At 63.9% G+C, this 7,586-nt stretch carries 8 protein-coding genes and 2 pseudogenes; 9 read left to right on the plus strand and 1 reads right to left on the minus strand.

What is annotated here, in order from left to right:
* Positions 1-147: 147 nt before the first annotated feature.
* The 3 genes and pseudogenes from Mterra_RS23690 to Mterra_RS22010 form a co-directional block, all read left to right on the plus strand.
* Positions 148-261 (plus strand): annotated as a pseudogene (locus Mterra_RS23690) (eCIS core domain-containing protein); the annotation flags it as partial.
* Positions 262-600: 339 nt separating this feature from the next.
* On the plus strand, positions 601-2,025 hold the full coding sequence (locus Mterra_RS16925) for a C39 family peptidase (RefSeq protein ID WP_245971674.1): 1,425 nt from the start codon (positions 601-603) through the stop codon (positions 2,023-2,025).
* Between the two features lie 2 nt (positions 2,026-2,027).
* On the plus strand, positions 2,028-2,618 hold the full coding sequence (locus tag Mterra_RS22010; RefSeq protein WP_147372896.1) for a hypothetical protein: 591 nt from the start codon (positions 2,028-2,030) through the stop codon (positions 2,616-2,618).
* A gap of 24 nt (positions 2,619-2,642) precedes the next feature.
* Here the strand turns inward: Mterra_RS22010 and Mterra_RS23235 are convergent.
* Positions 2,643-2,975: pseudogene (locus Mterra_RS23235) on the minus strand (transposase); the annotation flags it as partial.
* Positions 2,976-3,363: 388 nt separating this feature from the next.
* Between Mterra_RS23235 and Mterra_RS16930 the strand changes: the two are divergent.
* The 6 genes from Mterra_RS16930 to Mterra_RS16955 all read left to right on the plus strand — a co-directional run.
* Positions 3,364-3,615 (plus strand): hypothetical protein, encoded by a 252-nt coding sequence (locus Mterra_RS16930; RefSeq protein ID WP_119316226.1) that lies wholly within the window; start codon positions 3,364-3,366, stop codon positions 3,613-3,615.
* A gap of 152 nt (positions 3,616-3,767) precedes the next feature.
* Entirely contained in the window at positions 3,768-4,073 is a 306-nt protein-coding gene (locus Mterra_RS16935) for a hypothetical protein (RefSeq protein WP_147372900.1), read from the plus strand.
* A gap of 255 nt (positions 4,074-4,328) precedes the next feature.
* On the plus strand, positions 4,329-5,405 hold the full coding sequence (locus Mterra_RS16940; RefSeq protein ID WP_119316228.1) for an ArsR/SmtB family transcription factor: 1,077 nt from the start codon (positions 4,329-4,331) through the stop codon (positions 5,403-5,405).
* Between the two features lie 57 nt (positions 5,406-5,462).
* Positions 5,463-5,648: a hypothetical protein gene (locus tag Mterra_RS16945; protein ID WP_119316229.1), complete on the plus strand. Its 186-nt coding sequence runs from the start codon at positions 5,463-5,465 to the stop codon at positions 5,646-5,648.
* A 111-nt stretch (positions 5,649-5,759) separates the two neighbouring features.
* Positions 5,760-6,953, plus strand: coding sequence for an SRPBCC domain-containing protein (locus Mterra_RS16950; protein ID WP_119316230.1), 1,194 nt, complete (start codon positions 5,760-5,762; stop codon positions 6,951-6,953).
* Between the two features lie 108 nt (positions 6,954-7,061).
* Positions 7,062-7,586: P1 family peptidase (locus Mterra_RS16955; RefSeq protein WP_176582547.1), on the plus strand; the 525-nt coding region annotated here is incomplete at its 3' end.

Here is a 7,586-nt window from a genome sequence, read left to right on the forward strand (position 1 = left end):
CAGCGCTACCGGCGGCGGCTCGAGGAGACCCGGGAGGCTCCCGGCGGCCTCGCGGAGCGCCTCGAGGCCCGCCGGGGCAAGGGCCAGCCCCTCCCCGCCGAACTGCACTCCCGGCTGGAGGCGCACCTGGGCGCCCCCCTCCCCAGGATCGTCATCCACGCCGACGAGGAGGCCGACGAGCTGGCCGGGGCGCTGGGCGCCGAGGCCTTCACCTCCGGCAACGACGTCTTCTTCCGCAGGGGCGCCTACGACCCGGAAAGCGAGGCCGGGCAGCGGCTCCTCGCCCACGAGGCCGCCCACGTGCTGCAGCAGAGCCGGGGCCTGGCCCGGCCCGGCCTCGACCCCGACCCCGCCCTGGAGGAGCAGGCCGAGCAGGCCGGCCGGGGCTTCGTGCCCCGCCCGGCCCTGCGGCTGGGGCTGGCCGCGGGGCTGGAGGTGGAGCTCCCCGCCGACGGGCGGCGGGTCCTGGACGAGGGCAGCGCCCTGGCCCTGCGGGGGGCGTACCGCGCCGTGGCCCACGAGCTGGCCCGGGCCTACCGGCGGGGCTCGAGCGCTGCCGAAGTAGCCCACGCCCTTCACAAAGCCGAGGCGGCCACCGGGATGCCCCTGCTGGAGGCGGTGCTGACCTTCCTGGGGAGGGCCGAGGGCTTGAAGGCCGGCCTGCTGCGGGCCTACCGGGGGGAGGAGCCCCAACCTGCAGTTGCCCAAGCGTCACCCGCCCTCCAGCGCAAGGCCGAGGCCAAGCCCGGCGAGGCCTGGACCCGCTACTACCGGGGCACCGCCCCGCAGGGCGGGCAAGGTATCGCCTTCGACCTGAAGATCCACCGCGCGCCCGACGGGCGGCTCTCCGCACTCTACAGGGTGACGCCGGGCAGCGGGATCACCTGGAGGATGACCGGCGCGGTCCTGCCGAACGGCAGCTTCTACCTCGAGCGCACCGACCACGGGGCCTTGGTCCGGGGCCGGTACCAGAACGACAACACCCTGCTGGTGGATTACGTCAGGATCGTGGACGAGCGCGACCCCAGCCCCAAGCCCGACGACCGTAAGGACCTGGTTTTCGATAATCTTGTGCTGGAACCTTCTTCTGATCCCCTCATAGAGGGTGCTTCTGCCACAGGCATTGAGCAGACCCCCAGAGGCACTAATCTCATTCAGGAAATTCAAACTGAACCCTTTGTGGAAGCGGAAGATGCCACGAGGAAACGGCAAGAGAGCTCTGACAAGCCAGATGATTTAGATCAACTGATGGGGTTTAAACGAAAAACCCCTAGATACTCTGTTGATCAAATACAAGAGGCTCGAAGGCGAATCTCTCTCGTGAAAGATGAAATTGAGCGCGGAAACCTATATCTATTGCTACAGACTAAGGTTATCTACCGGAATCAACGAGACAACAATAGTACTGAGAATGGAAGTAAAATTGGTTGGAAGATGTGCAATTTAACCTCCTTGGCAATGGCCCTTGAGGTGTTAGGAATAAAAAACCCCGACCAGAAGAAACAGTTTGAGGATGCACTAGAAGATTACGGCAGAAAAAATATCCGCTATTGGAACAGGGAAAGCCCGGGAAATAACGGGTGGAAAGGGCTTGCTGAATCCCTCTATGTCAAGATAGACGGCCAGAGGTACGATGTGAGTGTCAAATTCCTGTTAAACCCGGGGGCCAACTCTAGAATGCCGCAAGATTGGTGGGAAACAACCGTATTGCCCGAGCTAAAATCCGGTAACAGCATTATCATGAGTGTTAGGGGTCATATAGTTCGTTTGCAAGGCATGAATAACGTTGGATTAGTTGTGGACGATCCTAATGGATTAGCCGATCTGAGTACTTATGGTGGTAGTGATCCGATTACTGCTATGTATTCAACTAATAAAGAGCGAACAAACTATGCAAACGCAAATGCCAAAGAAGGTTCGGTAGGTGAAGGAGCAAAAGGCGAGGATAATGTATGGCCCTGGAGGAGTGTAGTTAACCATAAGTGGTGGTGGGTGGCGGTTCTGAGTTTGGTAAAATCCAATTAAATATGAGAGCTGTTCTGAATATTGCAATCGCTGTAACTTTAGCCAGCATAGTTTTGTTTTCTATATCCCTGGCAACTAGAAGCATTAGCTTCTACCTGAAATATGCCCCAGCCGATGCGAAAAGCCTATGCCCAGTCAATGCACCCAACCCCAGGTATGAGGGGATCACCCTAGACGAGGAAAACGGCTATTTCCGGTACGAGCACGGTGAGGGTTACTGCGAAGTGGTGGTTTGGCGCTCTACAGTGCTTGGAGGCGACCTGATAGTTTTTAACGAGAAGATCAGCTTCAATACCCCTTGGGGCTTCCGGCAGCGATACATAAGCTACCTTTTCGATGGCGGGTGGAAGCGCTTGGAGCAGGTCTTTCCCGCTATTGCACGAGACATGTCTATAAGCCTATATAGCAGGCTTCGCACCCCAACGTCACAGAAACTCAAATCTGGGGATACCTGGACTCTATTTCTCGAGTTCCCCCGTTATGGGCAGGACGTGAAGGTCTATTTCTTGACGTCCACCGGAGATAAGACACTGATCGGAACCTACCGCTTCATAAACGGTAAGTTCCGTTTCATCCCTCGAGGTCAACGATAGCGAAGGGGCTGTCCTAGATAAGCCCTAGATTACCCGCTCCTCCCTGAGCCAACGTTTGAGCAGCCGTAGTTGCTCTTTGGGACTACCGTAGTTGAATCTGAACCCGCACTCCTTGATGAACGGCTCGAAGTTGTTCCTGGGGATGCCGTTGTACTTGCGTATGCGCAGGATTCGCTTGGCTTGATCCTAGAAGTTCTCCATGCCATCGATGTGCTTGCCTGCGTCGTCCACGAGTTCCTTGCCGTGATTGATGCGTTGGTGCTTGAACTCACTAATGTCGAGCACGTCGTAGCTCTTGAAGCCGTTGAAGCCGTCGGTGTACACGATGGGTCGGGATGGAGTTGGGCCTAACTTTCTCCCGGATGACCGGCATCGAAGCTTTTCGAGTTCTGGCCATCGTCCGTCGCAAGCAGCCCTGGCCAGCCTCCAAAGCTCCCTCGCGGCGCTCGACCTAGAGCGAAGCCCGCGGCGAACCCAGCCAGAACCGAGCCTCCTGGCTGGGTCTGGTTTTTGCAACCATAGCCATCCGCCAATATTGCTGTTCGCGATACGTCGAACGCTGGACGCTCATGCCATATGGCGTATTGCGCATGGCCCCCCGCTCTGTGCTTATCGCTGACGGCTGAACAGCCCTTTCTTTCGCCGTCAGCCTCCTTTTTGCTGAATGCTCAAGCTGGTTTTCTTTAGTGAAAACAATCATGAAGGCTTCGATAGCCAGTTTGATTACAACATAGCATGAGACTTCATGCTTCTAATGGTAGGTAAAGTGAGGATTTTCCAGGATGCAGGTCCGGCTGCCATCTTCGCTGGTGTATGTGTTACTGGACTTGACGGGCGCTACATGGAGAAATTCATGTTGACCAAGGGGCGGTTTCCAAACGGCACACCCTACTTCATCTACTGCCTTTTGCCGGAGGAGTCGAACGCCGCTTACGCACCTGACAACAGCATCGTTTGGACGGTCAGCATGACCGATGAGGAGTACCGTAGGCGCTGAGCAGGCGGTGGCATGAAAGATCAGCTTGCCCATAGCCCTCCCAGCCCTCGAGCCTGCTCTACCGGGCGGGTTACTCCCCCAGCCGCTTGCGCGAGGCCGAGCGGGCCTGCTCCCACGTCCTCCAGCCCCACCAGTACTGTCTCGAGCTGGGCATGAGCCGTGAGGGGTTCGCCAGGGTGGTGCTCGACGTCTATTTTGACGGGCCAGATGATATGTTCTGGAAACTGTACAACGCCAGGAAATCGTTCAGATATGCGGGAGAGTTCGCAGTTGGGCCCCCCTGGGTGGAAAAACAAGGAACACCTCTTTACGTCATCGAGTACAAACCTGACCCTTCGCGCGAGTTCTATATCGTTCGAGGACAACGTCGCCTAAAAGTCAAGTCTATGCGCCTCAGCTTCAGCTACACCCCCCACGGCAAGGGGGGCACCTTGCTGGTCAGCGCCGCCCTGGGATGAGGAAGCCGTGCTCTGCCCCGCCACGCGCCCGGCCCGTGCCAGCACCCCCGCGCCGACGAGAACACGGTGAGGCTGTGGCAGGCGGTCCAGAAGGACACCCGTCGCCCTTCCGAGGCTTCTCGCGGAAGTCGCCGGCAGTCCGCAGTTCATGGCCCATAGCCGATCGCCGATGGCCGTGCCGGGCGGCTTGTCTCGAGGTGAGCGGCGGATGCTTTGGGCGGGGCCGCCGGAGTCTGCTACCATAGGCATAGACCTATGGACTCCCCGGAGATCCTGACCTTCAGCACGCCCAAGGTGGAGACGCCCTCGGTCGAGGCGGTGCCCTCGCCCACCCTCGAGCTCGCCTACGCCTACTACGTGCTGAACCGTCCCGATAGCCAGCAGAAGCGCCTGGAGATGCCCTGGCTGGGCCTGCTCTACGAGCAGCACCCCGAGCTGGTGGAGCGGGTCCGCAGCTTCTGGCCCGAAGCGGAGCGCGACCACGTGGGCTTCGACCTCTTCTGGCTCGTGGCCGACCTGGGCTACGCCCGCGACCCCAGCCCCCAGCGCCTGCTCGACGACCTGGCGAGGCTGCCGGCCCGCTTCGTCAAGCACCTCGAGGCCCAGCGCCGCAAGGTGCTCGCCGAGTGCGCGGGCGACGAGGCCCGCCAGAAGAAGGAGTCGAGGAAGTTCCAAGGGCCCCTCGACCGCTTCAGCCGGCTCAAGCAGGGCAAGGAGGCCCGGCGCTACGCCCAGATGCTCAGTGACCTGTGGGCGGTGCTCGAGCCCTTGTGGCTGGGGGAGGGGCTGGAGGAGGCCCGCCGGGCGAGCGAGCTGTTCCAGGCCAAGTACCACGAGAGCGCGGACGTGCTCGAGGCCCTGCCGCCCCACCACTTCGTCCAGTTCGAGGCGGGGGCCGAGGAGATCCGCGCCTCCCAGAGACAGGGCTCGCTGGTGGTGGTGCCGCTGTACTTCGCGCTGGGCGGGGGCTTCAACTTCGACATGGCCGACACCCACTACATCGGCTACGGCATCCAGAGCGAGCGCTTCTACGAAGAGCTCAGCGCCCAGGTGGAGGCCACCGCCGCGCACATGAAGGCCCTGGCCGACCCCACCCGCCTCATGCTCCTGACGCTCATCGCCCGCTACGAGAGCTTCGCCATGACGGTGAGCGACCTCGCCAAGCAGCTCGGGGTGAGCCAGCCCACCGCCAGCGGCCACCTCAAGCAGCTCAAGGAGGCGGGCCTGGTCAGCTTCGAGAAGCACGGCAACAAGACCCTCCACAAGGTCAACAGCGCGGCTTTGGAGGCCACCCTCGAGGGCCTGCGCAGGCTGCTGCTCCACCCCAAGTAGATAGCCTATTGACAATATAGCCAACTACCTATACACTCATTTCATAGGAGGTTGGCTATGAAGTTTACGTACGACGTACTGCAAGCCAAGGCCGACGAGCACATCGCCCGGCTCCGCCAGGAGGCCGAGGTCGAGCGCTCGCTGCGGCAAAAAGTGAAGGAGGCCGTACAGGTCCTGGCCTCTGCCCGCCGGCGTAAACAGCGCCAGCCCACCTCCGAAGCTCCCTCGCGGCGTTCTGCCTAGAGCCGAGCTGAAACAGGCCCGGTCAGAGTTGAGCCTCCTGACCGGGCCTGTTTTTTTAATCCCGCACCCTTGTATAGGCAAGTGGCAATACAGGATGGAGGAGGTCAGAGTATGGCTGCCGAGACCCAGGCCCGCACCCCCCTTACCCAGAGCGTTCAGGCCCCCCGCGCCTCCGTGTTCGAGGCCTTCACCACTGCCACGCGGCTGTGCGAGTGGTTCAGCTACGACGCGCAGCTCGAGGCCGCCCCCGGCGGGCGCTTCTACGCCTACTGGCGCGAGCCCGGCTTCTACGCGGTGGGGGAGTACCTCGAGGTGCGGGCCCCCGAGCTCATCCGCCTGCGCTGGTCCGACAAGGACAACCCCCAGCCCGTCGAGGTCGAGATCGCCTTCGCCGAGTCGGAGGGCGCGACGGAGGTGAGCGTGCACCACCCCGCCATGCCGGCGGCGCTCGAGCCCCTGTGGCGGCGGGCGCTGGCGGCGCTCGCGAGCACCCAGGAGCGCGGCTACCACCTCGACCTGCTCGAGCGCCCCATGCTGGGGGTGCTGCTCGGCGGCGACGTCACCGCGGAGAACGCCGGGCAGTACGGGGTCCCGGTGGCCTACGGCGCGGCCTTGCAGGGCACGCTGGCGGGCCTGTCGGCCGAGGCGGCGGGCCTGCGGCAGGGCGACGTGATCGTGGGGATGGACGGCAAGGAGGTTCGCAGCGTGCAGGACATCCCGCCCATCACCCGCGGGCACAAGGCCGGGGACACCGTCGTGGTCGAGTTCTACCGGGGCGCCGAGCGGCACGCCGTGCCGATGGAGCTGCGGCCGCGCAACCTGCACCCCTACCCCGAGAGCCTGGAGGACTTAGCCCGCGCGATGGCCCGCGAGAAGCAGCGGCTCATCGGCGAGCTGCGGGCCCTACTGGCGGACGCCACCGACGCCGAGGCCGAGCGCGCGCCCGCGCCGGGCAAGTGGAACGCCAAGCAGATCCTCGCCCACCTCGTCGCCAGCGAGCGGGAGAGCCAGGCCTTCATCGCCTCGCTGGCGGTGGGCAACGAGCTCGAGGTCTTCACCGCCAACCTCGACGCCCGCGTCAACGCCCTCGTCCGGCGCTACCCCACCCTGGCCACGCTGGCGCAGGCCCTCGAGGACGCCTACGCCGAGACGCTCGAGATCGTCCGGGGCCTCCCCCAGGACTTCCTAGCCCGCAAGGTCGGCGTGGTGCGGGTCCAGCTCGCCGCCGAGGCCGACCCCTTCCACGTGCGGCACCACCTCGGCCAGGCCCGGCGCGCGCTCGAGGCCGCCCGCCAGGCGGCGTAGGCCGCGCGGCCGGCCGGGGTCGCGGCGGGGGGTCCGGCCCCCGCCGCGGCTTCGTGGGGCCCTTCTTCCCAGCCGCCGCCCCTTTGGCGGTATGCTGGGGCCAGCCGGATGAAACCAGGGCCGTTCAACGCCATTACCGACGTGCCGGGGGTCAAGGTGGGGCACTACACCGACGCCCTCCACCTCACCGGGACCACCGTGGTCCTGGTCGAGGGCGGCGCGGTGGCCGGGGTGGACGTGCGCGGCAGCGCGCCCGGAACCCGCGAGACCGACCTCCTCCACCCCGCCAACCTCGTCGAGCAGGTGCAGGCGGTGGTGCTCTCGGGGGGCAGCGCCTACGGCCTCGAGACCGTGGGCGGGGTGCTGCGCTACCTCGAGGAGCGCGGCCTGGGCTACCCCGTCGGCGAGCACGCGGTGGTGCCCATCGTGCCCGCGGCGGTGCTCTTCGACCTGGGCGTGGGCAGCCACACGGTGCGGCCCGGGCTCGAGCAGGGCTACCAGGCGGCGGCGCAGGCCCTCGAGGACGCCTACGCCGAGACGCTCGAGATCGTCCGGGGCCTCCCCCAGGACTTCCTAGCCCGCAAGGTCGGCGTGGTGCGGGTCCAGCTCGCCGCCGCGGCCGACCCCTTCCAC

It is taken from the genome of Calidithermus terrae, assembly GCF_003574345.1.
GTDB lineage: Bacteria > Deinococcota > Deinococci > Deinococcales > Thermaceae > Calidithermus > Calidithermus chliarophilus.